The 26,904-nt window shown below is 66.4% G+C and carries 26 protein-coding genes and 2 tRNA genes; 6 read left to right on the forward strand and 22 right to left on the reverse strand.

Translation table 11 applies throughout. From position 1 onward, the window contains the following. Positions 1-48: 48 nt before the first annotated feature. The 8 genes from TV39_RS12945 to coaD form a co-directional block, all read right to left on the reverse strand. Positions 49-1,068, reverse strand: a complete 1,020-nt coding sequence (locus tag TV39_RS12945; RefSeq protein ID WP_326942810.1) for a hypothetical protein — start codon at positions 1,066-1,068, stop codon at positions 49-51. 5 nt (positions 1,069-1,073) lie between these two features. Beyond that, entirely contained in the window at positions 1,074-2,363 is a 1,290-nt protein-coding gene (locus tag TV39_RS12950) for an MFS transporter (protein ID WP_200891018.1), read from the reverse strand. A gap of 5 nt (positions 2,364-2,368) precedes the next feature. Beyond that, complete coding sequence (locus TV39_RS21435) at positions 2,369-2,755, reverse strand: hypothetical protein (RefSeq protein WP_144406410.1); 387 nt, start codon at positions 2,753-2,755, stop codon at positions 2,369-2,371. Positions 2,756-3,217: 462 nt separating this feature from the next. Beyond that, on the reverse strand, positions 3,218-4,195 hold the full coding sequence (gene mutM, locus TV39_RS12960; RefSeq protein WP_043482371.1) for a bifunctional DNA-formamidopyrimidine glycosylase/DNA-(apurinic or apyrimidinic site) lyase: 978 nt from the start codon (positions 4,193-4,195) through the stop codon (positions 3,218-3,220). A 7-nt stretch (positions 4,196-4,202) separates the two neighbouring features. Continuing rightward, positions 4,203-4,925 (reverse strand): ribonuclease III, encoded by a 723-nt coding sequence (gene rnc / locus TV39_RS12965; protein ID WP_043482373.1) that lies wholly within the window; start codon positions 4,923-4,925, stop codon positions 4,203-4,205. Between the two features lie 18 nt (positions 4,926-4,943). Further along, entirely contained in the window at positions 4,944-5,147 is a 204-nt protein-coding gene (gene rpmF / locus TV39_RS12970) for a 50S ribosomal protein L32 (protein WP_009356569.1), read from the reverse strand. 36 nt (positions 5,148-5,183) lie between these two features. Continuing rightward, on the reverse strand, positions 5,184-5,666 hold the full coding sequence (locus TV39_RS21750; RefSeq protein ID WP_235347383.1) for a YceD family protein: 483 nt from the start codon (positions 5,664-5,666) through the stop codon (positions 5,184-5,186). A 217-nt stretch (positions 5,667-5,883) separates the two neighbouring features. After that, entirely contained in the window at positions 5,884-6,384 is a 501-nt protein-coding gene (gene coaD, locus TV39_RS12985; RefSeq protein WP_043482380.1) for a pantetheine-phosphate adenylyltransferase, read from the reverse strand. Between the two features lie 43 nt (positions 6,385-6,427). Here coaD and TV39_RS12990 point away from each other — a divergent pair, with 43 nt between their 5' ends. Genes TV39_RS12990 through TV39_RS13000 form a run of 3 tightly spaced genes read left to right on the forward strand, consistent with a single transcriptional unit; the run spans position 6,428 to position 9,296 of the window. Beyond that, positions 6,428-7,303: an SDR family NAD(P)-dependent oxidoreductase gene (locus tag TV39_RS12990; RefSeq protein ID WP_043482381.1), complete on the forward strand. Its 876-nt coding sequence runs from the start codon at positions 6,428-6,430 to the stop codon at positions 7,301-7,303. Beyond that, positions 7,300-8,508 (forward strand): aminotransferase class I/II-fold pyridoxal phosphate-dependent enzyme, encoded by a 1,209-nt coding sequence (locus tag TV39_RS12995; RefSeq protein ID WP_144406411.1) that lies wholly within the window; start codon positions 7,300-7,302, stop codon positions 8,506-8,508. The genes TV39_RS12990 and TV39_RS12995 overlap by 4 nt, the downstream gene beginning before the upstream one ends. Further along, complete coding sequence (locus TV39_RS13000; protein WP_043482384.1) at positions 8,505-9,296, forward strand: spermidine synthase; 792 nt, start codon at positions 8,505-8,507, stop codon at positions 9,294-9,296. Before TV39_RS12995 ends, TV39_RS13000 begins: the two co-directional genes overlap by 4 nt. Here TV39_RS13000 and rsmD read toward each other — a convergent pair whose 3' ends face one another. The 4 genes from rsmD to thiL are packed head-to-tail and all read right to left on the reverse strand — an operon-like array spanning position 9,297 to position 14,167. Further along, positions 9,297-9,875, reverse strand: coding sequence for a 16S rRNA (guanine(966)-N(2))-methyltransferase RsmD (rsmD, locus tag TV39_RS13005; RefSeq protein WP_043482386.1), 579 nt, complete (start codon positions 9,873-9,875; stop codon positions 9,297-9,299). 39 nt (positions 9,876-9,914) lie between these two features. Then, positions 9,915-12,128 carry an ATP-dependent DNA helicase RecG gene (locus TV39_RS13010; RefSeq protein WP_043482389.1) on the reverse strand — a complete coding sequence of 738 codons (2,214 nt, stop codon included), beginning with the start codon at positions 12,126-12,128 and terminating at the stop codon, positions 9,915-9,917. After that, complete coding sequence (locus tag TV39_RS13015; protein ID WP_043482391.1) at positions 12,118-13,119, reverse strand: DAK2 domain-containing protein; 1,002 nt, start codon at positions 13,117-13,119, stop codon at positions 12,118-12,120. Before TV39_RS13015 ends, TV39_RS13010 begins: the two co-directional genes overlap by 11 nt. Positions 13,120-13,141: 22 nt before the next feature. After that, positions 13,142-14,167 (reverse strand): thiamine-phosphate kinase, encoded by a 1,026-nt coding sequence (gene thiL / locus TV39_RS13020; protein ID WP_043482393.1) that lies wholly within the window; start codon positions 14,165-14,167, stop codon positions 13,142-13,144. 56 nt (positions 14,168-14,223) lie between these two features. Between thiL and TV39_RS13025 the strand changes: the two genes are divergently transcribed. Then, positions 14,224-14,727, forward strand: coding sequence for a DUF3515 domain-containing protein (locus tag TV39_RS13025; RefSeq protein WP_043482396.1), 504 nt, complete (start codon positions 14,224-14,226; stop codon positions 14,725-14,727). Positions 14,728-14,918: 191 nt separating this feature from the next. Here TV39_RS13025 and TV39_RS13030 read toward each other — a convergent pair whose 3' ends face one another. From TV39_RS13030 to leuC, 6 genes are all read right to left on the reverse strand, one after another. Further along, positions 14,919-16,067 carry a D-alanine--D-alanine ligase family protein gene (locus TV39_RS13030; protein ID WP_043482399.1) on the reverse strand — a complete coding sequence of 383 codons (1,149 nt, stop codon included), beginning with the start codon at positions 16,065-16,067 and terminating at the stop codon, positions 14,919-14,921. Positions 16,068-16,069: 2 nt separating this feature from the next. Beyond that, positions 16,070-17,122: an NAD(P)H-dependent glycerol-3-phosphate dehydrogenase gene (locus TV39_RS13035; RefSeq protein WP_043482401.1), complete on the reverse strand. Its 1,053-nt coding sequence runs from the start codon at positions 17,120-17,122 to the stop codon at positions 16,070-16,072. Beyond that, a complete protein-coding gene (locus tag TV39_RS13040) occupies positions 17,119-17,865 on the reverse strand; it encodes a lysophospholipid acyltransferase family protein (protein ID WP_043482403.1) in 747 nt (248 codons plus the stop codon). Before TV39_RS13040 ends, TV39_RS13035 begins: the two co-directional genes overlap by 4 nt. A gap of 10 nt (positions 17,866-17,875) precedes the next feature. Beyond that, entirely contained in the window at positions 17,876-19,201 is a 1,326-nt protein-coding gene (gene murA / locus TV39_RS13045; protein WP_043482405.1) for a UDP-N-acetylglucosamine 1-carboxyvinyltransferase, read from the reverse strand. A gap of 143 nt (positions 19,202-19,344) precedes the next feature. Continuing rightward, positions 19,345-19,947, reverse strand: coding sequence for a 3-isopropylmalate dehydratase small subunit (gene leuD, locus TV39_RS13050; protein ID WP_043482407.1), 603 nt, complete (start codon positions 19,945-19,947; stop codon positions 19,345-19,347). A gap of 70 nt (positions 19,948-20,017) precedes the next feature. Then, positions 20,018-21,472, reverse strand: a complete 1,455-nt coding sequence (leuC, locus tag TV39_RS13055; RefSeq protein WP_043482442.1) for a 3-isopropylmalate dehydratase large subunit — start codon at positions 21,470-21,472, stop codon at positions 20,018-20,020. Between the two features lie 112 nt (positions 21,473-21,584). Between leuC and TV39_RS13060 the strand changes: the two genes are divergently transcribed. Both TV39_RS13060 and TV39_RS13065 read left to right on the forward strand, forming a co-directional pair. Further along, the gene (locus tag TV39_RS13060; RefSeq protein WP_011692361.1) at positions 21,585-22,304 is read left to right on the forward strand and encodes an IclR family transcriptional regulator; all 720 of its coding nucleotides are present in this window, start codon (positions 21,585-21,587) and stop codon (positions 22,302-22,304) included. Between the two features lie 61 nt (positions 22,305-22,365). Beyond that, positions 22,366-22,911 (forward strand): DUF1697 domain-containing protein, encoded by a 546-nt coding sequence (locus TV39_RS13065; protein WP_043482409.1) that lies wholly within the window; start codon positions 22,366-22,368, stop codon positions 22,909-22,911. Here TV39_RS13065 and TV39_RS13070 read toward each other — a convergent pair. From TV39_RS13070 to TV39_RS13085, 4 genes are all read right to left on the reverse strand, one after another. After that, complete coding sequence (locus TV39_RS13070) at positions 22,908-24,527, reverse strand: GTPase (RefSeq protein WP_043482411.1); 1,620 nt, start codon at positions 24,525-24,527, stop codon at positions 22,908-22,910. The genes TV39_RS13065 and TV39_RS13070 overlap by 4 nt on opposite strands. Beyond that, entirely contained in the window at positions 24,524-26,305 is a 1,782-nt protein-coding gene (locus TV39_RS13075) for a dynamin family protein (protein ID WP_043482444.1), read from the reverse strand. The genes TV39_RS13070 and TV39_RS13075 overlap by 4 nt, the downstream gene beginning before the upstream one ends. A gap of 180 nt (positions 26,306-26,485) precedes the next feature. After that, positions 26,486-26,558: transfer RNA gene (locus TV39_RS13080), tRNA-Glu, on the reverse strand. 127 nt (positions 26,559-26,685) lie between these two features. Continuing rightward, positions 26,686-26,757 (reverse strand) — tRNA-Gln (locus tag TV39_RS13085). Positions 26,758-26,904 lie beyond the last annotated feature (147 nt).

Genomic DNA, 26,904 nt, shown 5'->3' on the forward strand with positions numbered 1-26,904 from the left:
GCCCCTCGGTGCCCTGGCGGGCACAGCGGCCGGCGGTTCGGAAAGCAGTTAGCGCACCACGGATGGCGACCAGGCGTGTTCTATGAACAGGGACGCCCGGGCGGAGGGGTCAGCCCTGATTTGCCAGATGTCGCTATCGCCCTCGGCGCCGTCGCGGGGCACTCCGTAGAGCAGTATCCCGTCGTCGAGCCATTCGATCTGGTCGTCAATGCTGCGTGCCTCCGCCAAAACTGTTTCGTTTCCGCTGGCCAGGTCCAGGATGGCGATCTTCCAATGGGCCGCCACGGGAGTGCCGATGTTCATCTTGTAGGCCACGCGGGTACCGTCGGGCGACACGGAAGGACATTCGACACCGTCGTGGATTGCCGTAAGCGTCTTGGCCGAGATGCTCCCCTTGACCAGCCAAATGCGCCCTGACGACGCCGCCGTGGCATAGAACACGTCCGCATCCCCGAGGACGAATGTCACGCCCCAGATGTTCCGGTCGGCCGCCGTGACGTGCGCTCCGTTGACGATGAGGGCGAACGCCTCCAGGTTGCCGGTGCCGGCGCCTCCGTCAGTCCGGCTGATGGACGTTTCCGTCGAAAAACCCGAAGCGCCGTAGGAGTGGCCGGTAACAAACACCGTTGTGGACACCAGCGAGCCGTCAGCACTCATCCGTGTTCGGCTGGGCATCCCCGGCAGGGCCCAACGGCTGTTCGGTTGCCACTCCCGGTTCAGCAGCACCGCCTCAAAGTTGGTAACGAGGCCCCGGTTAGTTTTCAGGCAGACGACATTCCGGGAGGTGCCATAGACCCGGTCGCAGGCCTCGGAGGCCAGCAACCGCTGCCCGGCCGGTTCCTCCAGCGGGACAGTCCCGGCCATGCCGTACCCCTGCCCCGGTGCCGTATTCCGGAACAGGACAAAAGGGGCCGCGGGCAGGGCGCGCCCGGAGGCCACGCTGACGGCGGACGCTGCCGAGCGGCTGTCCTGGAAGCGCTGGAAAGCGATAGCGGCATAGGAACCGGCCCCTGCAAGGACCACCACGGTGATCACCAACAGAATGATCCAGTGCTTCCTGCCACTCACGGGGCTCAAGCTTCATGCCTTTGACGCATTCCCGCCCGCAGGATCAGCAAGGCGGCCGGTACGGCGACGGCGAGGCACCCGCCTACTACCACCATCGCCGTGGAAGGACCGAGCGTGAACCACAGGACGCCGAAACCGGCCGAAGCAGCCATGCGGCTCAGGGCAACAACGGTCTGGGCTGCGCCGATGCCCGTGGCCAGCTTCTCCGGCGGCGTGAGCTGGCTTGCGAGGGCGGCGAGCACACCATCGGTGGCGGCATAGAAGGCCCCGAGCAGGACGAGGCACGCCAGCGTGGCACCGAATCCGCCAAGCGGTGCGGCGGCGAGGAGATAGCACAGCAGGAGGGCTACATGCCCCGCCACGAAGACTTTCGCTTTTCCCCAACGGTCCGCCAGCCTGCCCAGCGGGATTGCGAGAATGAGGAATATGACGTTCGTGCCCACATACAGCAGCGGGAACCACTGCACCGCAAAGGAGTCCCGGTCCTGCAGGACCAGGTAGATAAATCCATCGCCCACGGTCAGCAATCCGAGAAGCCCCGCAGCGAGGAGCAGCCTGCCAAGTCCGGGCTCCTTCAGCAGGCTCCAGCGAAAGACGAAGACCTGACCGGGGCGCCGTCCAGGCGCCGGTCCTGCCGGGGTTCCAGTCTTAAGGTTGGGCACCAGCAATGCGAGCGCGGCGACGCCGATCACCGCGAAGGCAAGGGAGACCACAAAGAGCGTGCTGTAGCCGTTGGGGATCAGCATGAGAATGAAGAACGCCAGCAACGGGCCGCCTGCAGCACCGATGTTGTCCAGCATCCGGTGTACGCCAAAGTGGCGCGCCAGGTACTCGGGCTGGGCGGACACCGTAATGAGCGCGTCCCGCGGTGCTGTGCGGATGCCCTTACCGATCCGATCACCGGTGACGATGGCCGTCAGCGCCCAGAAGCCACCGGCGAAAAGGAAACCGACCCTGGCCACCATGGACAGCCCGTAGCCTGCGAGTGCAATGCGTTTCGGATGTCCGCTCCGGTCCGCTGCCCATCCCGCGGCGATCCTGACGATGGCGCTGGCGCCCTGGTTGATTCCGTCAAGTATCCCGAAGGCAATAGCGGAAAGGCCGAGGAATCCGGTGATGTACAGGGGAAGGACTGCCGATACCGATTCGGAGGAGACATCGGTGAACATGCTGACAATTCCCAACCAGAGGATGACCGGCGACAGGCGGAAAGCACGCCGGCGCGCTGCGGGGTCGCTCACTGCCGGATGGGCGTCCTTCTTGCCGCCGTTCCGGTCCGAGACGGAGATGTACATGCCCGTTACCCCGCCGTCGTGTGAAGGTTGCCGAGCAACATAAACCGGGTACTGCCTGTACCGGTGGTTGACGTGGTCAGCGTCACTGAATCGGCGCCCCTGACGAAACGTACCGATCGCTGCCCGTCCGCGGCGGGGGCCGGCTCGGACCAGAAGTTAAGTCCGGCGAGCTTCTGCTGAAAGTGCCCCACGACTGAGTCCTGGCTGGACGCCGAGATGGCATCCGCCGTCACTTGGAGGACGGTATCCGCGGCAGATACTCCTGTGGAGACCACTACGCTTCCGTCAGGGAACGGCAGCGCGGTTTCGGGGAACCCGGCGACGATTTTTCCCTGGGCGGAAGCCGTGGGCGGCAGCGGCGCGCTGACCAGTGCCACTGGCGGGGATGGCAACGGAAGCCCTGTCGGGGCTGCTGCTACAGGGGGAAGCACCTCCCACTGTCCGGACGCAGGCGCGCCGCTTCCCGTTGGTCCCTGGGATCCGGGCGACGTCCCGTTCGCTCCCCCTGCCTCTGTTCCCAGTCCGGCGGACGTCCCCTCCCCAGCAGGCGCGACCCCTGGTGGCAGGGTGCCGCCCGGTCCGGAAGACGAGCCGGGGACGTTGTCTGGCGGCGCGGCCGCGCGAATATCCGCGGCTCCGGCCAGCTGATCGAACACAACGGCAGCGCCCCCGAGCGCTGCCGCGATACTCACCCCCACGATGACAAGCCTCTTCGCTATCATTGGGCCCCCGCCTCCCGTTCAGGCGTTGTAGACCAACGCGCCTGCGATTCCGGCAGCCTAGGCTGCCTTGGGCACAGTCTGACACCGGAAAAGACAGCATCGATAGAGTGGCGATACCTGCTTTTCCCTTGCTTACCACCGGCCGTTGCGGGGGCGCGGCTGGCAGACGGGGCAGGTATAGGACGACCTGTTCATGAATTGTTCGCGCTTCATGAGGCTTACGATGCCTGCATCGGCGCAGCGTTTGCACTGCTGGTTTTCCCTGCCGTACGCATTGAGTGACCGGTCAAAGTACCCGGAGGCGCCGTTGACGTTGACGTAGAGGGAGTCGAAGCTCGTCCCGCCGGCGGCGAGGGCGTCCAGCATGACCTCCCGTGCGGCGTCGAGGACCCGCAGCGCATCGGCGCGGCGGAGCGTGTCGGTGGGCCGGGCGTAATGGAGGCGCGCCCGCCAGAGTGCCTCGTCCGCGTAGATGTTGCCGATCCCGGAAACGAGCCCCTGGTCCAGGAGCGCCCGCTTAAGCCCGGTCTTCCGGGTGCGCAGCCGTCGGTAAAAGGAATCGAAGGAAAAATGCGGGTCCAGGGGATCCCGGGCGATGTGGGAGGCTTCCTCGGCAATGAACGGCGCCGGGGTCTCCCCCAGGCCCCCGGGTCCGCCGTCGGCCGTCGGCACCAGCGTCGTGACGAACAGACCGCCGAAGATGCGTTGGTCCACGAACCTGAGCTGTTCCGGCATGCCGTCGGCGGGGCTCAGGCGCAGGCGGACTTTCAGGTGCTTCTCGTCCGGCACATCGGAGTCCTGCATCAGCAGCTGGCCGCTCATTCCCAGATGGGCCATGAGGGCCACTCGCGGCCGGGACGGGCGCGCCGCCGGACCGTCCCCAGGACCTGGCTCGTCCGCCGTTTCCGCCAGGGGGAGCCAGAGGAACTTTCCTCGGCGCACCACGTCCAGGACCCGGGCGCCCTCGAGGTTGCCGGCAAAGTCCTCGGCGCCGAGCAGGTGCCGGCGGATGGAACGCGGGTCCATGACGTCGACGGATGTGATTGTCCTGCCGCGGACCCAGCTCACCAGGCCGCGGCGGACAACTTCGACTTCCGGCAGTTCGGGCACGGACTACCTAAAGTCCGGCTTCGGAGTCCGCCGGCTGGTTCGGCGCGGCGCCTACGGACAGTTTCCGCCAGGCGTCAGCGGCAGCTTCCTGCTCGGCTTCCTTCTTGGAGCGTCCGGCGCCCTGCCCGTAATCGGTCCCGCCGATCCGGAGCACGGCAACAAACGTACGCGCGTGGTCCGGGCCGGAGCCCTCCACGGCGTAGTAGATGCTGCCCAGCTGACGGCTGGCCGCCAACTCCTGGATGCTGGTTTTCCAGTCGGTGCCCGCACCAAGGGCGGCTGCGTCCTGGAGCAGCGGACCGATCAGACGCATGACCAGTTGGCGCGCCGTCTCGATGTCGTTGGACACGTAGGTGGCGCCAATGAGGGCTTCCATGGTGTCGGCGAGGATGGACGCCTTGTTCTTGCCGTCGGTGAGCTTTTCGCCCTGTCCGAGGTAGATGTACTCGCCAATGCCAAGGCTGCGGCCGATTCCGGCGAGTGCCCGGGTGCTTACCACCGCTGAACGCCGCTTCGCAAGGTCGCCCTCAGGCAGTTCAGGGTTGTCGCGGTAGAGTGCATCCGTTACGGAAAAACCCAGGATGGAATCGCCCAGGAACTCAAGGCGCTCGTTGGTGGGTATGCCGCCGTTTTCGTAGGCATACGAACGATGTGTCAGAGCAAGACGAAGCGTCCCGGCATCAATAGAGACACCGAGACGCTTCAAAAGCTCTTCAGTTGAAGACGTCATGGTCAGCCAGTGGGCCGATTAGACGTCCGCGACCTTGCGGCCCTTGTACTCAAGGAACAGCGCAGTGCCAGCCGAGTCGGTAACGACCTTTGCCTGGTGCGGCAGGCTGTACGTAACCTGGCCGTTCTCAACGGTCTTCACCAGGTGGGGGGCGGTTGCCTTCCACTGGGAGCGGCGGGCGCGGGTATTCGAGCGAGACATTTTCCGCTTCGGGACAGCCACGGCTAACTCATTTCTCTCTAGAAAAACACTTACAAATCAATTTTGCCGGTCAGGCTTAGCCAAGTCAGCTAGGGCAGCCCAGCGAGGATCTACGACCTCGTGGTGATGCCCCGGCTCGTCTTCCAGGCGTACTCCGCATTCGGAGCAAAGGCCCTGGCAGTCTTCCCGGCACACCGGCTGGAACGGCAGCATGGTTACAACTGCGTCCCGCAACACCGGCTCAAGATCGATTACATCGTGCTCGATTCGATATTGCTCTTCTTCGTCTTCTTCGGCGGAGAACTGGGCGTCCTCGTAGAAGAAAAGTTCTTGCACATCGACCTCGAGGTCATACGCAAGGGGATCCAGGCATCGGCCGCACTCGCCGGTTACTTCGACGTGAACGGTTCCTGATACCAGAATTCCTTCGTGTACGGCCTCCAGCCGCAGATCCAGCTCGACATCCGAGCCTTCCTGCACGCCAATGAGTGCCACACCAAGCTCGCCTGGTGCGGGTACATGTTCCTTCAGCGTCCGCATGCTCCCCGGGCTGCGCCCGAGGTCCTTGACGTCGAACGCCAAGGGCGAACTAGCATCTCGTTTAATGAGAACTCCTGTTGAACATATGACCGACGTACTATCTTAGCCTGATCTGCCGGGCGGACTCAAACCGGCTGAATGCCACACAGTTGAGCACCGCGGGACGGACAGGGATTGGGCCGCAAAACCGGCAGGGGCCGTTGCGTACCGATCAAGCCTACCCTCTGCCGGGCTGATCCGAGGACGGCTCGCCCGCCAGCAGGCGTTTCAACACCGATCGCGGCACGTAGTCGGACACATTTCCGCCCAGCGAAAAGACTTCCTTGATCAGCGTGGACGACAAGTGGAGGTAGTGGCCTTCAGTGGGAAGGAAGACCGTTTCCACGCCGCTGAGCTGACGGTTCATGGTGGCCATCGGGAGCTCGTAGTCAAAGTCCGAGGACGAGCGCAGACCCTTCACAATGGCGGACACGCCCCGCTGCCTGCAGTATTCCGCCAGCAGACCCTCACCCACCGGTTCCACCACTATGCCGCGCAGGGACGCGAGGGTCTCGCGGGCCATGTCGATCCGTTCTTCCAGTGAGAAGCGGTACTTCTTGGCGTAGTTGGTGGACACCGCCACAATGACTTCGTCAAAGAGCCCTGCGGCCCGGGCGATGACTTCCAGGTGGCCATTGTGGATCGGGTCGAAGGAGCCTGGGCATACGGCGCGTCTCATGTTCCGAACCTACCGCATCGCCCCGGCGGGATAACATGACTGGATGCCCGAGTCGAACATTCCCTTCACCGTTGCAGGGGGCGTGGTCCTTGTTACCGGCGCAGCCATGGGCATGGGCCGGCTGCACGCACTCCGTGCCGCCGGGGAAGGCGCCGCCGTCGTCATCCTGTGGGATCTGGACCGCGGCGGACTGGAAAACGTCGCCCGCGAAGTCACTGAGCTGGGCGCCCGCGCCGTGGCCCGCCAGGTGGATCTTGCGGACCGGTCGGCCATCGCCGAGGCCGCGCAGGAGTGCAGGGCGGAAGGCACACTGACTCTGCTCATTAACAACGCGGGGATCGTGCGCGGCGCACTCTTTTGGGACCACCGGCCCGGCCCGGACATCGCACTGACGATGGACGTCAACGCGCTGGCACCGATGTACGTCACGCTCGCCTTCCTCCCGGACATGATGGCCGACGGCGGGCGCCCCCGCCGGATCCTGAACATCGCCTCCGCTGCCGGCACGGTGTCAAACCCCCGGATGAGCGTCTACGCGGCATCCAAGTGGGCCGTGGTTGGATGGAGCGACTCACTGCGGATCGAACTGGAGCAGGAAGGCTACCGGCATCTGCGGGTCACAACCTTCTGCCCGAGCTACATCTCCACCGGAATGTTCGCTGGCGCCCGCGGTCCCCTGCTCACACCGCTCATGGCTCCCGATGACGCCGTCCACCGGGCATGGCGGGCCATGGCCGCGGGCCGCCCGCTCCTGATTGCGCCGGCTACGGCCAATCTCGGCAAGGTCCTGCGGGGGATCCTCCCTGTCCGCGCATGGGACCTCATCGGCGGGCGGCTCTTCGGGATCTACGCCGGCATGGAAAAATTCACCGGGCGGGCAGAGGACGCCCCATCCAACGGACAGGCAGGCAAGCAGTGAGTACAACAGTTCCGGCACCGTGGCAGCGGGCAGCGTCCGGCGCCAACCTGCTGGCAGCCAACGGCACCCTCGGGGTCACCATCTTCGAGGAAATGACAACCCTCGCGGTCCGGACCGGCGCCATCAACCTTGGCCAGGGCTTCCCGGACGAGGACGGCCCCGCGGAAATCAAGGCGGCCGCCCAGGCGGCGATCGCCTCCGGCGCCAATCAATACGCACCCGGCAAGGGAATCCTTCCCCTGAGGGAGGCCATATCGGCGCACCAGCAACGGTTCTACGGGCTTACGCCGGATCCGGAGACGGAGGTCATCGTCACCACCGGCGCCACCGAGGCCATCGCGGCGTCGTTGCTGGCGCTCGTGGAGCATGGTGACGAAGTGCTCACCTTCGAACCGTTCTACGACTCCTACGGCGCCATGATCGGGCTGGCCGGAGCCACACACGTAACGGCTCCGCTTATCGCCCCGGACTTCATGCCGGACATGGCCGCCCTGGAAGCAGCCTTCAGCAGCCGCACCAAAGTGGTGCTCATCAATAATCCGCACAACCCCACCGGCGCGGTCTTTCCGCGTGAGGTGCTTCAGCGCGTCGTCGAACTTGCCGCAAAACACGACGCCGTGATCATCACCGATGAGGTGTATGAGCACTTGACGTTCGGAGAGCCGCACATCCCGGTGGCAACGCTGCCCGGCGCGGCAGTCAGGACTGTGACCATCTCCTCCGCGGGCAAGACGTTCTCCTTCACCGGCTGGAAGATCGGCTGGCTCAGCGGACCTGAACACCTCGTGTCTGCCATCCGGACAGTGAAGCAGTTCCTGAGCTACAGCTCCGGCACGCCGTTCCAGGGCGCCATCGCCGTGGGGCTCGCCCTGCCCGACGACTTCTACACCGGAATCTCCGAGACCCTCCGGCGCAAGCGGGACATCCTCAGCGACGGGCTGAAGGCCGCCGGCCTGGACGTGTTCACTCCGCAGGGAACCTACTTCGTAAATGTGGACACGGCGCCCCTGGGCATCTCCGACTCCGTGGACCTCGCCCGGAGGCTTCCGGACCTGGTGGGGGTCGCCGCCATCCCGGTGCCCGTCTTCTGCCATCCCGCGGGCGCCGAACGGACCCGCAGCCTGCTCCGCTTCGCCTTCTGCAAAAAGACGGAGGTCCTCGAAGAGGCCGCATCCCGGCTGGCCACCCTCCGGGAAAGGCTGTGACAAAGCCAGCCCGGACCCCGGCAGGATCACGTTTCCTCCGCACCACCGGACAGCACGCCACCATCGAACCGGATGCCTTCACCGAGGGGTCCTATGTGTTGAGCATCGGCGGCGCTGAGCAATCCCACGTGAACCTCGCCGAGCCGGGCGAAATCTTCTACGAGTACCTCCGCCGGATCGGGCACGTGGTGGATCTGGCGGCGCCTGCCGGCGAGCCCGTCAGCGCCCTGCACCTTGGCGCCGGGGCCCTGACGCTGGCCCGCTACGTCCAGGCGACGCGCCCGGGGTCCCCGCAATACGCCGTGGAGCTGGAACGCGAGCTGCTGGACTTCGTCCTCCAGCAGCTGCCGATGCCTGAAGGAACGGTATTGCACACCATGATCGGCGACGCCAGGGACGCGCTGGCGGAACTGCCGGCGGACCTGCGTTTCGACGTCGTGATACTGGACATCTTCTCCGGGCCGGAGGCACCGGAGCACATTGCCTGCGCCGGGTTCTATGCGGAAGCCGCGGCCAGGCTGACGGCACGCGGTGTGCTGGTCGTCAACGTGGGCGATGAACCGGGGCTGACGCTGGTGAGGAGCCAGGTGGCAGCCCTGCGGCAGGTCATGGGCGGTGTCGCCGCGTTCGCCGAGTCCGGGATGTTCGCCGGGCGGCATCCCGGCAACATCATCCTTGCCGGCACAACGGGCCCGTGGCCTGCGGAATGGACCGCGGAGCTGACGGCACGCGGCCCGCACCCCGCGACGGTGCTGGCGGGCGTGGATCTCGACTCGCTCTCCGGCTAGTCAGCTGCCGCCGCCCACAGGTTCAGCAAACCACAGCTTGGTCTCGCCGTATTTCTTCTCGGCAAACCGTTCCAGAGATGCCGGCCAGGACGGCTCCGGGCTGCGGGACGAGCGCTCCACGACCACCACGGCGCCCTCGGCCAGGTACGGCGAGAGCTCTTCCAGCACCGCGCCCATGGCGGGCTCGTCCAGCGGATACGGCGGGTCCAGGAACACGAGGTCCCACAGGGTGCCCGGCACGGTCCGCTCCAGGAACGACTCAACCCTGGACCGGTGGACCGACACCGCCTTGCGTCCGACGGCCCCGTTGACGAGGTCGGCATTGCGCTGGCACACCTCGCTGGCCCTCCCGTCGAACTCCACGAGGTCGACGGTCTCCGCACCCCGGCTGGCACTCTCGACGCCGAGCGCACCGGAGCCCGCATAGAGGTCCAGGACCCGGGCGCCCGCCACCACGTTGAAGGCCTCAAGCCGTGAGAAGAGCGCTTCCTTGACCCGGTCCGTGGTGGGGCGCGTCATGGAACCGGGCACGCTGACCAGGGGCATCCCGCCGCTGGCGCCGGCGATGATCCGGCTCATGTGCGCACCCTCCCGCTGCCTGCAGCCCTGCGCCAACTCCTAGCCACGCTCAAGGAACGCCTCCTTCTCCGGGTTCAAATACTCTTCGATTGCCTCCGCCAGGGTGGCATGTTCCGTCAGGCCTGGATCCGCGGCCACGATCCGTTGCGCGTCCTGGCGTGCCTTCGCAATGATGGACTCATGTTCCAGCACGCGCAGCAGCTTGAGCGTGGAGCGTCCGCCGGACTGGGAGGCGCCGAGGATGTCGCCTTCGCGGCGCAGCTTCAGGTCCTCCTGCGATAGCTCGAATCCGTCGGTCGTGGCTGCCACGGCGTCCAGGCGGCGGCGGCTGGGATGCCCTGGCTCGAGGGTGGTCACGAGAAGGCAGGTGCCAGGCAACCCGCCCCGCCCCACGCGTCCGCGAAGCTGGTGCAACTGGGAGATGCCGAACCTGTCAGCATCCAGGATCACCATCAGCGTGGCGTTGTGGACGTCGACGCCCACCTCGATCACGGTGGTGGACACCAGCAACTTTGTTTCATTCGCCGTGAAGGATGCCATCGTTGCCGACTTCAGGACGGGATCCTGCCTGCCGTGCAGCGGCGCCAGCGAAACGCCGGCCAGCGCGGGTTCGTCCTGGAGGTGTTCGACGACGGCCGTGACGGACGCGAGCTGGCGGGCGGGCCCGTCCCCTTCCAGGTCGGCTGCGGAAGGCTCCGCTTCGCCGGGGCTGAAATCGCCGTCGTCGTCCTCGCCGATCTTGGGACACACGACGTAGACCTGGTGGCCGGCGTCGATTTCTTCCCGTGACCGGGACCAGATGCGCCCGGCCCAGCCGGGATTTTCGGCGAGTCCCACCACGTGAGTGGAAATGGGGGCGCGGCCTGCGGGCAGTTCGTCCAGCACCGATGTTTCGAGGTCGCCGAACACTGTCATGGCCACGGTCCGCGGAATGGGCGTGGCAGTCATGACGAGCAGGTGGGGCGGTTTGCTGGCCTTGGCCCGCAGGGCGTCGCGCTGCTCCACCCCGAAGCGGTGCTGCTCATCCACCACGATCAGGCCGAGGTCGTAGAACGAAACGTTGTCGCTGAGCAGCGCGTGCGTGCCGATCACGATTCCGGCGGTCCCTGACGCCGCGTCCAGCATGGCCTGCCTCCGGGCAGCCGTGGGCATCGATCCGGTAAGCAGCGTGACCTGCACGGCGTCGGGACCTGATCCGCCCAGCAGGCCGTCCCGGGACAGCGGACCCAGGGTCCTGCGGATGGATTCGAAGTGCTGCGCCGCCAGCACTTCCGTGGGCGCCAGCAGGGCGGCCTGGCCGCCGGCGTCAACCACTTGAAGCATGGCGCGCAGCGCAACAATGGTCTTGCCCGACCCCACCTCGCCTTGGAGGAGCCGGTTCATCGGGCTGTCCTGCGAGAGCTCCTCCGCGAGGGTCTTCCCGACGGCGGACTGGCCGGCGGTGAGCGTAAACGGCAACTGGCGGTCGAACGCCGTAAGAATCCCGCCGGCGACCGGCCGGCGTGCCGTGGCCTCCTCGGCTGCCAGCTGGGCCCGTCGCCGGGCGAGGGCGGATTGCAGCACCAGGGCCTCCTGGTACCGGAACCGGTCCCTGGCGCGCTGCCAGTCTCTTGGCACCTCCGGCATGTGGATCAACCGGTAGGCCCGGGCGGCCGGCAGGAACTTTTCCCGTGACGAGACTTCCGCCGGCAGGGGGTCGTCCAGGAGTTCCAGGTCGACCGTGTCCAGAAGGGTTGAGATCACTTTTTGGATGGACCAGCTGGTGAGCTTGGCTGTTGCCGGATAGATCGGGATGGGCATGGCGGCGAGCTTTTCCGGATCCATGCCCGGGGTGTCCGGGTCCTCATCGAGCAGCTGGAAGTCAGGGTTCGTGAGGCTCAGGCTGCCGGCGTACCGGGTGACCTTGCCCGAGAACAGGGCCCGCCGGCCCGGGAGCAGCTCGGCTTTGGCACGGAATCCGTTGAAGAAGCTCACTTTGAGCGTGCCGGCGTCGTCCGTGATCACGACGTCGGTCAGGGTGCCGCGGCGCGCCCGCATGGCGCGCGTGCTGCTGGACACGACACGCGCTATCAGGGTGACCTCCTCATCCAGCGGGACCTCGCTGATGGGGGTCAGTTCACCCCGGCTGAGGTACCGGCGCGGAAAGTAGTTGAGCAGGCCGCCCACGGTAGTGATGCCCAGGTGCTTCTCGATGACAGCTGCGGACCGTTTGCCGATGCGGCGTTCCAGCCCCAGTTCAAGCTCAGCGTTCATGTCCGTCGGGGTCCCGCGGCAGGGCGAGTTGGCTGACCGATATGTCCGTGGGTTGACCGAGGGAGCCGATCTGCGCCACGGCCGGCTCCGGGGCCGGAACATGGACGTGCACGCGCCAGCGGTACTTTCCGTCGGCGTCGACTGCACCGCCCACCTGGCTCATGATCACCGAATCGCCCATTTCATCCAGCCGCTGCCGCAGCGTGGCCGCGTCCAACGGAGAAAGGCTGATGGTGCACATGACCTCCACGCCCTCGTCGTCGGGCATGTCGGTATGGATGTGGGGGTCCTGGACGTCGTACCCGTGCAGTCCGTCCAGCATGGCGCCCTGAAGTTCTTCACCCAGCACAGCGGAGCGCAGGCAATCAAGGATGAGGAGCATCCCCACCCCGCCGGCGTCCACGACATGGGCCTCGTGCAGCGCTGCCAGCTGGTCTTCGGTGCGGACCACCGCTTCGAGCGCCGCCTCCACCGCCGCATCCAGGGCGAGCCCCAGCACATGGTTGCTGTCGTCGCCGTTCTGGTCGGCGTCCACTCCGGCGGCAGCGCGCGCGGCAGCCTCCATGACCGAGAGCATGGTCCCCGGAACAGGATCGCTCAACGCCGACCAGGCCCGGATCTGGGCGCGGTTGAGAGCAGCTGCGAGCAGCGGGGAGCTCAGGCGGGTGTGGCCGGCCAGTGGCTCCGCGGCGGCACACAGGAATACCGAAAACAAGGTGCCGGAGTTGCCTCGCGCCTGCTCCATGGCAGCCTGGCCGGCGCGCGCAAGCACCGCCCCGACGTCCTGCTGGCCCGGGGCTCCCCCGGACTGCAGCGGAAAACCGGGGTCAGGCGACGTCGCGGGGCTGTTGAGTGCCTGCGCTGCAGCACGGACCGTCAGGTAGAGGTTGGTGCCGGTATCGCCGTCCGCCACAGGGAAGATATTGATGGCATTGAGGCGGTCGCTGTGGTTCCCGAGCACTGTTTCAGCCTTGCCCAACCACCGCTTCATCGCTTGCGCGTTGGCGGCAATCTTAGTCTGCAAAGTGATCCCATCCCACAGTGTCCGCGGGCCGGCCCGCTATCTTGACGCCAGTGCTTTCCGTTGGTGCAAGGGCTTCTACTGAGCCTATCGCAGCGAAACCCGGCGGCAGCTGAACGCCTGCGGGGAATGTGGCAATAAGTCCATGATCTTCCCCGCCGCCCAGCACCCAGGCCATAGGGTCCCCGTCCACCGCATCTGCCGCGGCGGCCAAAGGTTCGGCGAGTTGCTTGAGCACAGCAGGATCGAAATCCAGCACAACGCCGCTGGCGGCGGCAAGGCGGTTGCCGTCCCGGACCAGTCCGTCGGAAATGTCCATCATGGCCGAGGCGCCCGCGGCAAGTGCGGAGGGACCTGCCTCCAGCGGCGGCAGCGGCCGGCATTGCCTGTCCATCATGGTCCGCTGCTCCGGCGTCAACCGTTCTACGGCCAACCCCGACTCCAGCAGGGCAAGGCCCGCCGCCGCGTGCCCCAGCGTTCCAGCCAGGGCGACGGTATCCCCGGGACGGGCCCCCGAGCGCAACACCGGCTCCCGCCCGTCCAAGGTGCCCAGGATGGCCACGGTCACGGCCAGTTCCCGGCCCCGGCCGAGATCCCCGCCAGCCACCGAACACCCTGCCGCACCAAGCTCGCGAATGGCGTGCGACAAGCCGTCCGCGAAATCTTCGACCCAGGAGACCCGCGTTTCGGGAGGCAGCGTCAGGCTTACCACCATGGACACGGACCGCGCGCCCATGGCGTTGATGTCGCTGAGGTTCTGCGCTGCGGCCTTCCAGCCGACGTCGAAGCCTGTGGTCCGGTACCCGTTGCGCCACACGAGCCGGAAGTCCTGGTCCTGGACTTGTGTGTCGATGCTGACCACGGTCCGGCCGTCCGGGGCTGCCACAATGGCGGCGTCATCCCCGGGGCCAAGCAGGAGGGCCGTGCCCTCGGCAGGCCCGTTGTTCAGGCGCGGAAAGATCCTGGCAAGGAGCTCGGCTTCGGAAAGTCCGTCAACGGTGAGGTGAGATTCAGGCACACCACTACGCTACAGTCAGGGACCGACATCCGTCCGGACCGGGATAGGCTTAACCGATGCACCAGCTCCGCACCCCGGCTTCCGCCCGTTCCCTTCGACTGCCGGCAACGGCTGCCGCGGTGGTGCTGGCCCTCACGGCGTGCGCGCCGGTAGTGGACGTCGCACCGGCCAAGGACGCGGCCAACCCTGCCTGCGCGCCCATGATGGTGGCCCTTCCGGACACCATGGGTGATGCTGCGCTGCGGAAGACCAACAGCCAGGCAACCGCGGCCTGGGGCGATCCCTCCAAGGTGATCCTCCGCTGCGGGGTCAACGTTCCCGGCCCCACGACCGACCGTTGCGTCACCGTCAACGGAATCGACTGGGTCATCAAGGAAGGCGACCCCGTCTGGACGCTGACCACCTTCGGCCGCGAACCGGCCACCGAAATCCTCATGGACCCGGACCAGATCAGTTCCGCGACCGTGCTGGCCGAACTGTCCGCCGCGGCCGGGAAGATCAAGGCCACCAGGAACTGCGTGGGCCAGGAAGAACTGCAGAATCTGCCTACCGGGAAATAGCGGGCCGGGCGCCGGGCCCACGCCGACAGGGTTCCCTGGCCGACGCGAAGCGAGGCGTACGGTGGCCGGTGGGGGGCCCACGCCGGCCGGGTTCCCTGGCCGACGCGGAGCGAGGTTAGGGTGCCGGTGGGGGGCCCACGCCGGCCGGGTTCCCTGGCCGAAGCGGAGCGAGGTTAGGGTGCCGGTGGGGACTAGCGCAGCCCGGTCTTCCGGTTCAGCGCCAGGTAGATCAGTTCGTCGATGAGTTCGGCGTAACCCAGCCCGGAGGCAGCCCACATCTGCGGGTACATGCTTTTCGGCGTGAAGCCGGGCATGGTGTTGATCTCGTTGATGATCAGCTCGCCGTCGGGAGTGTAGAAGAAGTCCACCCGGCTCAGCCCCTCGGCCCCCACAGCGTCGAACGCGGCCGCAGCAAGCTCACGGACCCGGGCGATTGCCTCCTCGGGAATGTCAGCGGGGCAGCTCAGCGAGGCGGCGTTGTCTTCCACGTACTTCGCATTGAAGTCATAGAACTCGTGCTCCCCCGGCGCGACGGCGATCTCTCCCGGCATGGAGGTCCGCGGCGGTTCCGTGCCCCGGCCTTCCAGGACGGCGCACTCGATTTCGCGGCCCGTGATCCCGGCCTCGATCACCAGCTTGAGGTCATGCTCGCGGGCAGCCGCGATGGCCGCGTCCAGGCCCTCCAGGGAGTCCACCTTGGAGATGCCCATGGACGATCCCGCCCGGGCAGGCTTGACGAAGACGGGGTAACCCAGCAGGTCGACGCGCTTGCGGACGGATTCCGGGTCAGTGAGCCACTGCCGGTCCGTCACGGCGATGTACGGGCCCACCTGCAGGCCGGCGGCCTCAAAAACCACCTTCATGTAATGCTTGTCCATCCCGACGGCGGACGCCAGGACACCGGCGCCGACGTAGCGGGTATCTGAGAGCTCCAGCAGTCCCTGGATGGTGCCGTCCTCGCCGAACGGGCCGTGAAGCAGCGGGAAGACAACGTCCACGGCACCGAGTTCCTGGGGGACTTCGTTCGGGGACGCCACAATCAGCTGGTGCTCTCCGCCGATTTCGGCAAGTGTGACCGTGCGGGCAGACGGCGCCACCTCGGGAAGCGAGGAAGCGGAAAGGGACCATTGACGGGTGTCCCCGGGAGCGAGGACCCACTGTCCGGTCTTTGCGATGCCGATGGGGATCACGTCGTACTTGTCGTAGTCGATGGCCCCGAGGACACCGGCGGCCGTCACGCAACTGACAGCGTGCTCGCTGGAGCGGCCACCAAACAAAACGGCGATGCGCGGTTTGGCGTGGCCGGGGCCGGTGTGCTTGTTCAATACTTCTTCCGACACAGTCAGTAATCGCCTTCGGATTTCAGGTCCCGGGCCAGCAGTAGCGGTCCCAGTTCGTCAACGGACAGTTTTCCGGCCAGCACGGCAACCACGGCCGCGGTGATGGGCATCTCGACGCCGAGCTTTCCGGCGAGTTCATGCACGGCCTGGCCGGACTTGATCCCTTCGGCCGTCTGGGTCATTTCCGCGGTCACCTGTTCCAGCGTGAGCCCGTTGCCCAGCAGGCGCCCGGCCGTGTGGTTCCGGGACAACGGCGAGGAGCAGGTGGCCACGAGGTCGCCCAGGCCGGCGAGGCCGGCCATGGTCTGCGCTTCTCCCCCGAGGGCGAGGGCAAGCCTTGAGGTCTCCGCGAGCCCGCGGGTGATGACGGATGCCTTGGTGTTGTCACCCATCCTCTTGCCTTCGCAGATACCCACGGCGAGTGCAATGATGTTCTTCACGATGCCGCCGATTTCAACGCCGACGACGTCGGTGGTGGTGTAGGGGCGGAAATACGGTGCGGTGCAGCTGCGGGCGATCCAGGACGCCACTTCCGCGTCCGCGCAGGCCACCACGGAGGCGGTCGGTTCCTCGCGGGCGATTTCCATGGCCAGGTTCGGCCCGGACACCACCGCAATCCGGTCCGGCTTGATGCCCAGTTCCTCACTGATGACCTCGCTCATGCGGGCATCGGAGCTGAGTTCCAGCCCCTTCATCAGGGACACCACAAAGGCATCCGGCGAAATCAGCCGCCGCCACTCGCGCAACTGCAGCCGCAGCGACTGGGCCGGCACCGCGAGAACCACCAGGTCCGCACCGGCGAGCACGTCCGCCACGTCAGTGGAGGCAGTGATGCTGTGCGGGAGGTCGATGTCCTTGAGGTACTGCGGATTCCGGTGCAGGGTGTTGATCTGGTCAACCACCTCGCTGCGGCGTCCCCACAGCCGGATGCTCCGCTCAACGCCGGAGGCCGTGGCGGCGTCTGCCAGGATCTTGGCAAACGTGGTGCCCCAGGAACCGGCACCGAGGACTGCGACCGACGTTGCTGAGCCGGTTACGGTCGGAGCGGGGGTCATTTGCCGCCCTCCTCGATGATCCGTCCGTGCTTGCTCTGGTTGTGGGCGGCCGGATCCCACCGCTCAGCGGGAGGCTGTTCCGACCGCAGAGTGGCCAGCAGCCCGGTGATGGCGTCCATGATGACTGCCGTGGCGGCGGTCAGCGTTGCCTTGTCCAGCGGACGGCCCTCAAAAGCACTCAGGTCCACGGGGTCGCCGACAATGACGCGGGAGGTCCGGCGGGGGAACAGGTGGAAGCGCTTCGCGTAGCGCGGGAAGACCTGGTGTGCTCCCCAGTGGGCCATCGGAACCACCGGAATGCCGCTCTCCAACGCCATCCGGGCAGCACCGGTGTGGCCCTTCATCGGCCACAGCTCCGGGTCCCGCGTCAGCGTACCTTCGGGGTAGATGATAATGGCGCCGCCTTCGTCCACCACTTCCTTGGCGATCTGCAGCGAACGGTTGGCGCCCGCCGTCGAACGTTCCACCGGGATCTGCTTGGTGGCCCGCAGCACAGCGCCTAGGACCGGCACCTTGAAGAGGCCGCCCTTGGCCAGGAAGTGCGGCATCCGCTTCTGGTTATAGAGCATGTGACCGATCACCAGCGGGTCGATCTCGGTGCAGTGGTTGGGTGCGGCGATGAAGCCGCCTGCCGGAAGCTTCTCCATCCCCTCCCACTTCTTGTTCATGAGCAGGTTCATCACGGGCCTGACGATCCCGGCGACGATGACAAAGGTGGTGCGGCTCTTGGCCGTTTCCTTCACTGGGACCCCGTTACTTGGCTGCGGTGATGTCGAAATCGGCGCCCAGGCCTGCGAGCTTCTCGGTGAAGCGCTCATAGCCGCGGTTGATGATATCGATGCCGGTCACCCGGGACGTGCCGGTGGCGGCCAACGCGGCAATAAGGTGGCTGAAGCCGCCCCGGAGGTCCGGGACGTCGATGTCTGTGCCCTTGAGCTGCGTCGGCCCCGAGATGACGGCCGAGTGCAGGAAGTTGCGCTGGCCGAAACGGCACGGCACGCTGCCGAGGCATTCCCGGTGCACCTGGATGTTGGCGCCCATCCGGATGAGGGCGTCGGTGAAGCCGAAACGGTTCTCGTAGACGGTCTCGTGGACGATTGATACGCCTTCGGCCTGCGTCAGGGCCACAACCAGCGGCTGCTGCCAGTCCGTCATGAATCCCGGGTGCACGTCCGTTTCGAGGACGAGCGGGTTTAGCTTGCCGCCCCGGTGGTAGAACCGGATGCCGTCCTCACCGATGTCCATGCCGCCGCCCACCTTGCGGTAGGTATTCAGGAAGGTCATCATGTCCCGCTGGGAGGCGCCTTCGACGAAAATGTCTCCGCGCGTCACCAAGGCCGCTGACGCCCAGGATGCGGACTCGTTCCGGTCCGAAAGGGCACGGTGGTTATAGCCGCCGAGGTCCCTGACGCCTTCGATGCGGATGGTGCGGTCCGTCTGGACGCTGATGATGGCGCCCATCTTCTGCAGCACGGCAATGAGGTCGATGATTTCCGGTTCCGTGGCGGCACCGGACAGCTCCGTGATGCCTTCAGCCCGGGTGGCGCTGAGCAGGACCTGCTCGGTGGCCCCGACTGACGGGTACGGCAGGGAGATTTTGGCGCCCTGGAGTCCCTTGGGCGCGGAAATGTGGATGCCGCCCGGACGTTTTTCGACGACGGCGCCGAACTGGCGCAGCACGTTCAGGTGGTAATCAATGGGGCGGTCGCCGATCTTGCAGCCGCCAAGGTCGGGAATGAACGCCTCACCGATGGCGTGGATCAGCGGACCGCACAGCAGGATGGGAATCCTGGAGTCGCCGGCGTGGGCGTCAATCGCGGTGCTGGACGCGGTCTTGGCGCCCTTCGGATCCAGGGTCAGGTCCCCGGTCACCGGGTCCTTTTCCACCGTGACGCCGTGAAGCTGGAGCAGGCTGGTGACAACCTCGACGTCCTTGATTTCAGGGACGTTGCGCAGCACGGACGGCTCGTTGCCCAGCAGGGCGGCCACCATGGCCTTGGGGACAAGATTCTTGGCCCCGCGAACGGTGACGCGTCCAGTTAGCGGGACGCCTCCGCGGATTGTCAAAACACTACTCATATACCGGTTTCCTCACGACTACTCGCCCCCAAATCCTTACAAAGGCTCCAGCTAAGCATAGGAGCTAGCGTTACCGATCTGAAATGCGGCGCGTTTTTCCAGACGGCGCAGCGGGGCGTGGCCGTCCGGCGGAACCGTCCCGTCTAGGACAGCCGTGCAGGCAGGGTCTTTGGCTTGAAAGCGGGCCTTGTGGCTTCGTAGGCAGTGATGTCTTCCTCATGCTGGAGGGTTAGCCCGATGTCATCCAGGCCTTCCAGGAGGCGCCAGCGCGTGTAGTCGTCGATCTCGAACGGCGCCACCACGTTGCCGCACATCACGGTCTTGGAGCCGAGGTCTACGGTCACTTCGGTGCCCGGGGCGTTCTCCAGCACTTTCCAGATGAGTTCGATGTCGTCCTGGGCGACTTCGGCAGCCAGGAGGCCCTGCTTGCCGGAGTTTCCGCGGAAGATATCGGCGAACCTCGAGGACAGCACGGCCTTGAATCCGTAGTCCTTCAAGGCCCACACTGCGTGCTCACGGGAGGACCCGGTGCCGAAGTCCGGTCCGGCGACCAGCACGGAGCCGGCACTGAACGGTTCCTGGTTCAGGATGAACGCCGGGTCCTTGCGCCAGGCCGCAAACAGTGCGTCCTCGAAACCCGTGCGGGTGATGCGCTTGAGGTAGACGGCCGGGATGATCTGGTCGGTGTCCACGTTGCTCTGGCGCAGCGGGACGCCGACGCCGGTGTGGGTGCTGAACTTTTCCATGGCGGATCCTTTGGTGCTGGGTAGGTGTGGGCTGCTGCGCGTGTGGACTGCGCGGCCTAAGCGGCGTTATCTAGGCGGCGCTGCTGCGGACGGCGGCGGACTCCGGAGCGGGGTCCAGGTCCGACGGCGAACTGAGCGTGCCGCGCACCGCGGTCGCTGCCGCGACTACCGGTGAGACGAGGTGGGTGCGGCCGCCCTTGCCCTGGCGTCCTTCAAAGTTGCGGTTGGAGGTGGATGCGCAGCGCTCCCCCACCTCGAGCTGGTCCGGGTTCATGCCCAGGCACATGGAGCAGCCGGCAAAGCGCCATTCGGCTCCAAAGTCCTTGAAGACCTTGTCCAGGCCTTCCGCTTCGGCTTCGAGCCGGACGCGTGCCGAGCCCGGGACCACGAGCATCCGGATGTTCGGGTCCTTGGTGCGGCCGCGGATAATGTCCGCTGCCGCGCGAAGGTCTTCCATCCGGGAGTTGGTGCAGGAGCCCAGGAAGACGGTGTCCACCCGGATCTCCTTCATCGGGGTGCCGGCTTCCAGCCCCATGTACTGCAGTGCCCGCTCGGCTGCGGCCTTGGCGTTTTCATCGCCGAAGTCCTCCGGCGAAGGCACCTTGGCGGACAGCGAAACACCCTGGCCGGGGTTCGTGCCCCAGGTGACGAAGGGCTCCAGCGTGTCGGCATCCAGGTCCACCTCGACGTCGAACGTCGCCTCGTCATCGGACCGGAGCGTGTTCCAGTATTCGACGGCGGCGTCCCACTCCGCGCCCTGCGGCGCATGCGGGCGCCCGTACATGTAGTCGTACGTGGTCTGGTCCGGAGCGACGAGGCCTGCGCGTGCCCCGGCTTCGATGGACATGTTACAGATGGTCATCCGGGCTTCCATGGACAGCGCACGGATCGCGGAACCCCGGTATTCGAGGACGTAGCCCTGCCCGCCGCCGGTGCCGATCTTCGCGATGACCGCCAGGATGATGTCCTTTGCCGACACTCCGGGGCGAAGGGTTCCCTCGACGTTGATCGCCATGGTCTTGAACGGCTTAAGGGACAGCGTCTGGGTGGCCATGACGTGCTCCACCTCGGAGGTGCCGATGCCCATGGCCAGTGCGCCGAACGCTCCGTGGGTGGACGTGTGCGAGTCGCCGCAGACCACCGTCATTCCGGGCTGGGTGAGGCCGAGCTGCGGCCCCACAACGTGGACGATCCCCTGCTCCGCGTCGCCCAGCGAGTGCAGGCGGACCCCGAATTCCTTGCAGTTGTTACGGAGGGTCTGGATCTGGGTCCGGCTGGTGAGATCGGCGATAGGCTTGTCGATGTCCAGCGTGGGGGTGTTGTGGTCCTCGGTGGCGATGGTGAGGTCCGGGCGGCGCAGCGGACGCCCGGCGAGCCGGAGCCCTTCGAAAGCCTGCGGCGACGTGACTTCATGCACCAGGTGGAGGTCGATGTAGAGAAGGTCCGGCTGGGCGTTGGCACCTTCGCCGTCGCCTTTGCGCACCACGTGCGCGTCCCAGACTTTCTCGGCCAATGTCTTTGCCATGGCCATCTCCCTTCACTGCTGTTGGCTGTTTATATCCACTGAACCAGCACAGCCTCGTAATACGCCAGCCAAATGATTTGCATCTCAGATATTGAGACGGCAATATCATTACATGGACAATTCTAGTGGCGTCGGTGTCATCGATAAAGCGGCCCATGTGCTTGACGCACTTGAGGCGGGGCCCACCACTCTGGCGCAGCTCGTGGCTGCCACCGGACTGGCGCGGCCGACTGTACACAGGCTCGCCCTGGCACTCGTCCATCACCGGCTTGTCAGCCGCGACATCCAGGGCCGTTTTGTGCTCGGCAGCCGCCTGGTGGAGCTCGCCTCCGCCGCCGGCGAGGACAGGCTCATCGCCTCCGCGGGACCCGTGCTGATGCAGCTGCGCGACGCCACCGGCGAAAGCGCCCAGATCTTCCGCCGGCAGGGTGACTGGCGGGTGTGCGTCGCCTCTGCCGAACGTCCCATCGGGCTCCGCGACACCATCCCGGTGGGTACGCAGCTTTCGATGAAGGCCGGCTCGGCCGCCCAGGTGCTCCTCGCCTGGGAGGACCATGACCGGCTCCTCGAAGGGCTGCAGGCGGCGCGCTTCACTCCCACGGTCCTGGCCGGAGTACGACGGCGGGGCTGGGGCCAGAGCCTCGGCGAACGCGAGCCGGGGGTCGCCTCCGTTTCCGCACCTGTCCGGGGTCCGTCCGGACGCGTGATTGCCGCGGTGTCCATTTCCGGTCCGATCGAGCGCCTGACCCGCCAGCCGGGCCGGTTGCACGCCGAAGTCGTCTGCAATGCCGCCCGGGTGCTGACCGAGGCGCTCCGCAAGAACAACGACTGACACCGCGGACACAGGCCCAGTCAGTGGCCGCCCCGCCGGCACCGGGTATTAAGCTGTGCCAATGAACAGCTATGCGGTCTTCCTCCGCGGCGTCAACGTGGGCGGAATCAACATCAAAATGGCGGACCTCAGGAGCGCCCTGGCCGCACGGGGATTCGCCGACGTGAAGACGCTCCTGGCCAGCGGCAACGTTGCCCTGTCCAGCAATCTCGGGGCGGCTGCAGTCAAGGACGACGTCGAAGCCTGCCTGCGCCAGGCCTTTGGCTATGACGCCTGGGTGGTGGTGATGGCTGCCGCCCGGGTTGCCGCGCTGGTCGAGGCCTGCCCGTACCCTGCCGAGGACAAGGCGACGCACACCTACATCACGCTCAGTTCGGACACGGCCGTGCTGGACGAGCTGTTCGAGGCCGGTTCCCGGCTGGACGGAACGCAACAACAGCGCCTGGGTCCTGAGGCCATGGCCTGGCTGGCACCCGCCGGCGGCACGCTGGACAGCCCGTTCAGCAAGCTGTCATCCAAGGCCCGCTACAAATCGACCACCACGACGCGTAACCTTCGCACCGTGATCAAGGTCCGCGACGCCACACAATCGCTGGAACAGGGCTAGACGCGGCGGGCGGATGTCACGGCAGCATTGAAGGACTTGAGCCGGCTGACTTCCACTTCCACCGGCTCAACCACCAGCCTGTCCGCGACCGCGGCCACGGCTGCCCTCAGCTTCTTCCCCGCCGCGGCACCCCGCAGCCGGGCTGCCGCACCGGCGATGACCTTGCCGGCGATGGCCAGCACCATGCCCAGTAACACTCCACCGGCGATCATCAGTGTCGGAACGGGCCACCCTTCCACCCGTGGTACTTCCGGCACGGGCAGCTGGAGGTACCCCAGCCCGGCCAGGACCCCGAGCCAGCCGACGCCGCCCAGAGCCGCAACGAGGGCCAGCCATTGGATCACATTGAACAGTCCCCACCACCACGATGTACGTCCGGCCAGCAGGTCGGTGCCGGCAATGGCTTGATCCAACGCGTCCGGCAACTGCTCCCGGCCCTCACGTGCCGCACTGCGGATGGCCGCGCGCCATGGTCCCGGCGCCCCGTCGCTGGCCGCATCCGCGAAGTCCCGGACGGCGGCGTCTGTCCTGGCCCGTTCCGGAGCACCCGCCGGCGGCAGCGATGTCCTGTTGACTTCGTAGTTGCCGCCCTCGCGCCGCAGGTTCAGCCGCCGCAACGGGTCCGGACGGAAGCGGACCAGCCAGCGGGTCAACGGCCAGCCTGTGCGCCGGGTGGCTTCCTGACGGTACGACCGCGACACAGCATCTACCACGAGCGGGACGTTCGCGGCGGAGGCCAGCTCGTTTGCAAGCCGGGACCTGGTGCCTGCTTTGACACCGGCGGCCTCCCCGGTTCCGGAGGCGTCCACAAGCCCGGCGGAGGCCTTGGAAACATCCGCTGCGAGCCGCTGCGACAACGCCTGCCGTTGCACCGCTACGTGGCGGATGGCCGCCCGGACTTTATCCACGCCCGTCCCCTCCAGCGCAGAGGCGCCAAGGACCTGCACCTTCCCCAGGCCGTCCCGGGCAAGGATGGCTTTGAGGGATTCCAGCACGGGCCCGATGTCCGACGCCGGCAGCCGGTCAACCTGGTTGAGGACCACCAGCGTGACCGCTCCGTGCGAAGCCAGGGGTGTGAGGAAGTCGTTATGCACCGCGGCGTCCGCATATTTCTGCGGGTCCAGTACCCACACCAGCACGTCCACCAGTCCCACCATCCGCTGGACAATCTCCCGGTTGGCGGCCTTCGTTGAGTCGAAATCCGGCAGGTCCAGCAGGATCAGTCCGGTGGATTCGTCGGCGAACCCCGGCACCGCTGAGGAATGATGGCGTTGTGTCACTCCGAGCCAGTCCAGCAGCGGCTCGCTGCCCTCTGCTCCCCAGACACCCGCCAGCGGTTCGGACGTCGTGGGTCGGCGGACCGCCGCCGTCGCGATTTCAGCGCCGCTGACCGCATTGAAGAGCGAGGACTTGCCGCTGCCCGTTGCACCGAAAAATCCCACTACGGTGTGGTCCGAGGACAATGATCGGCGCGAACTGGCGCGCTCAAGGACCTGTTGCACTTCATCCAGCGCCTCGTCCGGCAGCACCCCGCCGGCAAGCTCCCGCGCGTCGTTCAGGGCCTGCAGGCGGGCGTCAAGCCGGGAGGCTTCCCGGGTTCCACTGTGCCGGCTCATGCAGCGTCCGCCAGTTGCTGGAGGGCGCGCGCATGATCGGAAAGGACCTCGGGCGGAAGACCGGTGCTGAAGTCGAGGCGGTCAAGGAAGCGCTGCTGCTCTGCCTGCAGCAGCTTGTGGCACCTCGCGTTCAGGTCCTCGCGCGCAGTTTGGGCGAGGCGCCGCACGGCGTCCTCGCCGAAGACGGCTTCCAGGAGCCGCTGACCTACGACGGCGGTACCTCCCGCCACGCCGATCTCCAGCCCGGTGAGCCCGGCAGTCATGGAGAAAACAACGATCATCAGGGCTGCCCCGAGTCCGTTGACACCGAAGGAAAGCCACCGGGCCTGGGTCCGCTTCCCCTGGCCCTCCGTCCGGATGAGCTCCATCAGCGCCCCCTGCCAGGCACGGATCTCTGCCGCCACCGTGTCGGCAAACCCGGCACTGGTGCCGGAAAGGTCGTCCGCGCCCAGGAGCTGGCGGCCCGCAGGGTCGGATCGCCAGCGCTGGTCTGCGTCCTCGGACGCGTTGGCCGCTTCGTCCATGATGACCGCCTGCAGCCCCGTTTCAATGGCTGTTTCCACCTTGACAGCGGGAGCGGGCTCGCCGCGGAAGAAAGCGCCCATCCGGTCCCGCATCCGACCGATGTTCTGTTCCAGGACACGGAAGAATTCCCCGGTACCGACGAAGTCCTGCCAGCGGGCCAGAACTTCGCCGCGCAGGAGGGCACCGTCCCGCGTAGCGTCAAGAATCCTGGCGCCGGCATCCTGATAGGCGTTGTGAACATCCCGGGCCAGGACATCCCGGGATTGCTGTTGCTCCCTCGTGGCCTGCGCCAGGGCGGCCACGCGGCCGCTGAGCGCCCGAACTGTCCCGTTCAGGGTCCGCGTGGCAATGTCGGCCCTGCTGGCAGAGTCCGCTGCCAGTTCACGCAGCCAATGACCCAGGGGGTCCACGGCCCCGCCGGGCAGCATTCCAAGAACGTCGAGAGTCACCTCCGGAATGATGAACAGCCGGGCTGCGCCCAGGCCCTCCCGCTGCAGCATGGTCCGGAGGTCCGCGCTGACCTCCGCCTCGGCGGCCGGGGGCACGCGGTCCAGCACCACCGCCACCATGATGTCCCTCGACGCAGCGTCGAGGAGCAGCTTCCAGGGCACCGCGTCGGCATAACGGTTGGCTGTTGTCACAAATACCCAGAGATCGGCTGCAGCGAGCAACTGGCCGGCAAGCGTCCGGTTGCCGTCCGAGACGGAATCGACGTCGGGAGCATCCAGGATGGCGATGCCTTCCGGCACTGCAGGGTGCCCCAACAGCACCAGGGAGGATATTGACGCGCTCTCCGGAGCAGCACCGGCCCGGTTGGCGGGCAGCGGGGTTTCCACCACTGCGCCCCGAATGCGGCTCAGGTTCGGCAGTACCCGCTGGTCCTCGAACCAGCCGGAATCCGCCGGGTTATGGAGCAGGATCGGCTGCCTCGTGGTCGGCCGGATGGCACCGGCCCTCGTGACCGGATGTCCCACCAGGGCGTTGACCAAAGTTGATTTGCCGGCTCCGGTGGATCCGCCCACGACTGCCAGCAGCGGAGCGTCCAGGCTGCGGAAGCGCGGGAGCATGTAGTCGTCCAGTTGCGCCAGCGCGTTCCTGATGTCGAGTCGGGCCGCGTCCGCACCGGGCAGCGCGAGTGGCAGCTCGGCCTCGGCGAGGTCCCTGCGGACGGCCTCGAGCAGTTCCACGGCTGCGGCCGCCCTGGTGTTCTGCGCAGCCGGGCGCTGGGGCGAACTCTCAAATGGGGATGTCACAGCTTCATCATGCCAGTTCAGCCCGCGTCCGGCCCGGGCATCGCCCCAGGAAGTCCCCACCAGTCGGTCATATCCCCTTCGCAGCTCTAGGGGAAAGGACCATTCCGCGGGGAATGGGCGCGGAAAGTATCCGGCACATAAAAAGCGGCCCCGGGCTATTGCCCGGGGCCGCTTTCGTCGTGACCCCAGCGGGATTCGAACCCGCGTTACCGCCGTGAGAGGGCAGCGTACTAGGCCGCTATACGATGGGGCCGCGTACTTCCAGACAGCATTTCTGCCATCAGGCTCAGTGATTGTTTCATAAACCGAGCCAGTGTTTCAAATCGGATAAACCGCTTGAAACCCCTGATCTTCCGCACCGAAATGCGGCTTTCTCAGAGCTGGGATACCAGGACTCGAACCTAGAATGACGGTACCAGAAACCGTAGTGTTGCCAATTACACCATATCCCATTGACACTTTCGGACCGGATGTTCAGGCCTAAACCTTCGCTCCCGGCGCCTCAGCACGAGTAATTACTTTACCCGAGAGTTTTGGCTGGCACAAATCGAGGCCTCCGGCCTGCCCCGCGGCCAGCGAACCGGCAGCGCCGGCACCCC

This window comes from Arthrobacter sp. SPG23 (assembly GCF_000876655.1).
GTDB lineage: Bacteria > Actinomycetota > Actinomycetes > Actinomycetales > Micrococcaceae > Arthrobacter.

Bases quoted from the DNA above. Each gene is read 5' to 3' on its own strand.
- TV39_RS12950 (WP_200891018.1), bottom strand. From the start codon at position 2,363: ATGTACATCTCCGTCTCGGACCGGAACGGCGGCAAGAAGGACGCCCAT.
- rnc (WP_043482373.1), bottom strand. From the start codon at position 4,925: ATGACGTCTTCAACTGAAGAGCTTTTGAAGCGTCTCGGTGTCTCTATT.
- TV39_RS21750 (WP_235347383.1), bottom strand. From the start codon at position 5,666: ATGCGGACGCTGAAGGAACATGTACCCGCACCAGGCGAGCTTGGTGTG.
- coaD (WP_043482380.1), bottom strand. From the start codon at position 6,384: ATGAGACGCGCCGTATGCCCAGGCTCCTTCGACCCGATCCACAATGGC.
- TV39_RS12990 (WP_043482381.1), top strand. From the start codon at position 6,428: ATGCCCGAGTCGAACATTCCCTTCACCGTTGCAGGGGGCGTGGTCCTT.
- rsmD (WP_043482386.1), bottom strand. From the start codon at position 9,875: ATGAGCCGGATCATCGCCGGCGCCAGCGGCGGGATGCCCCTGGTCAGC.
- TV39_RS13010 (WP_043482389.1), bottom strand. From the start codon at position 12,128: ATGAACGCTGAGCTTGAACTGGGGCTGGAACGCCGCATCGGCAAACGG.
- TV39_RS13015 (WP_043482391.1), bottom strand. From the start codon at position 13,119: ATGAAGCGGTGGTTGGGCAAGGCTGAAACAGTGCTCGGGAACCACAGC.
- TV39_RS13025 (WP_043482396.1), top strand. From the start codon at position 14,224: ATGCACCAGCTCCGCACCCCGGCTTCCGCCCGTTCCCTTCGACTGCCG.
- TV39_RS13035 (WP_043482401.1), bottom strand. From the start codon at position 17,122: ATGACCCCCGCTCCGACCGTAACCGGCTCAGCAACGTCGGTCGCAGTC.
- murA (WP_043482405.1), bottom strand. From the start codon at position 19,201: ATGAGTAGTGTTTTGACAATCCGCGGAGGCGTCCCGCTAACTGGACGC.
- leuD (WP_043482407.1), bottom strand. From the start codon at position 19,947: ATGGAAAAGTTCAGCACCCACACCGGCGTCGGCGTCCCGCTGCGCCAG.
- leuC (WP_043482442.1), bottom strand. From the start codon at position 21,472: ATGGCAAAGACATTGGCCGAGAAAGTCTGGGACGCGCACGTGGTGCGC.
- TV39_RS13060 (WP_011692361.1), top strand. From the start codon at position 21,585: ATGGACAATTCTAGTGGCGTCGGTGTCATCGATAAAGCGGCCCATGTG.
- TV39_RS13065 (WP_043482409.1), top strand. From the start codon at position 22,366: ATGAACAGCTATGCGGTCTTCCTCCGCGGCGTCAACGTGGGCGGAATC.
- TV39_RS13070 (WP_043482411.1), bottom strand. From the start codon at position 24,527: ATGAGCCGGCACAGTGGAACCCGGGAAGCCTCCCGGCTTGACGCCCGC.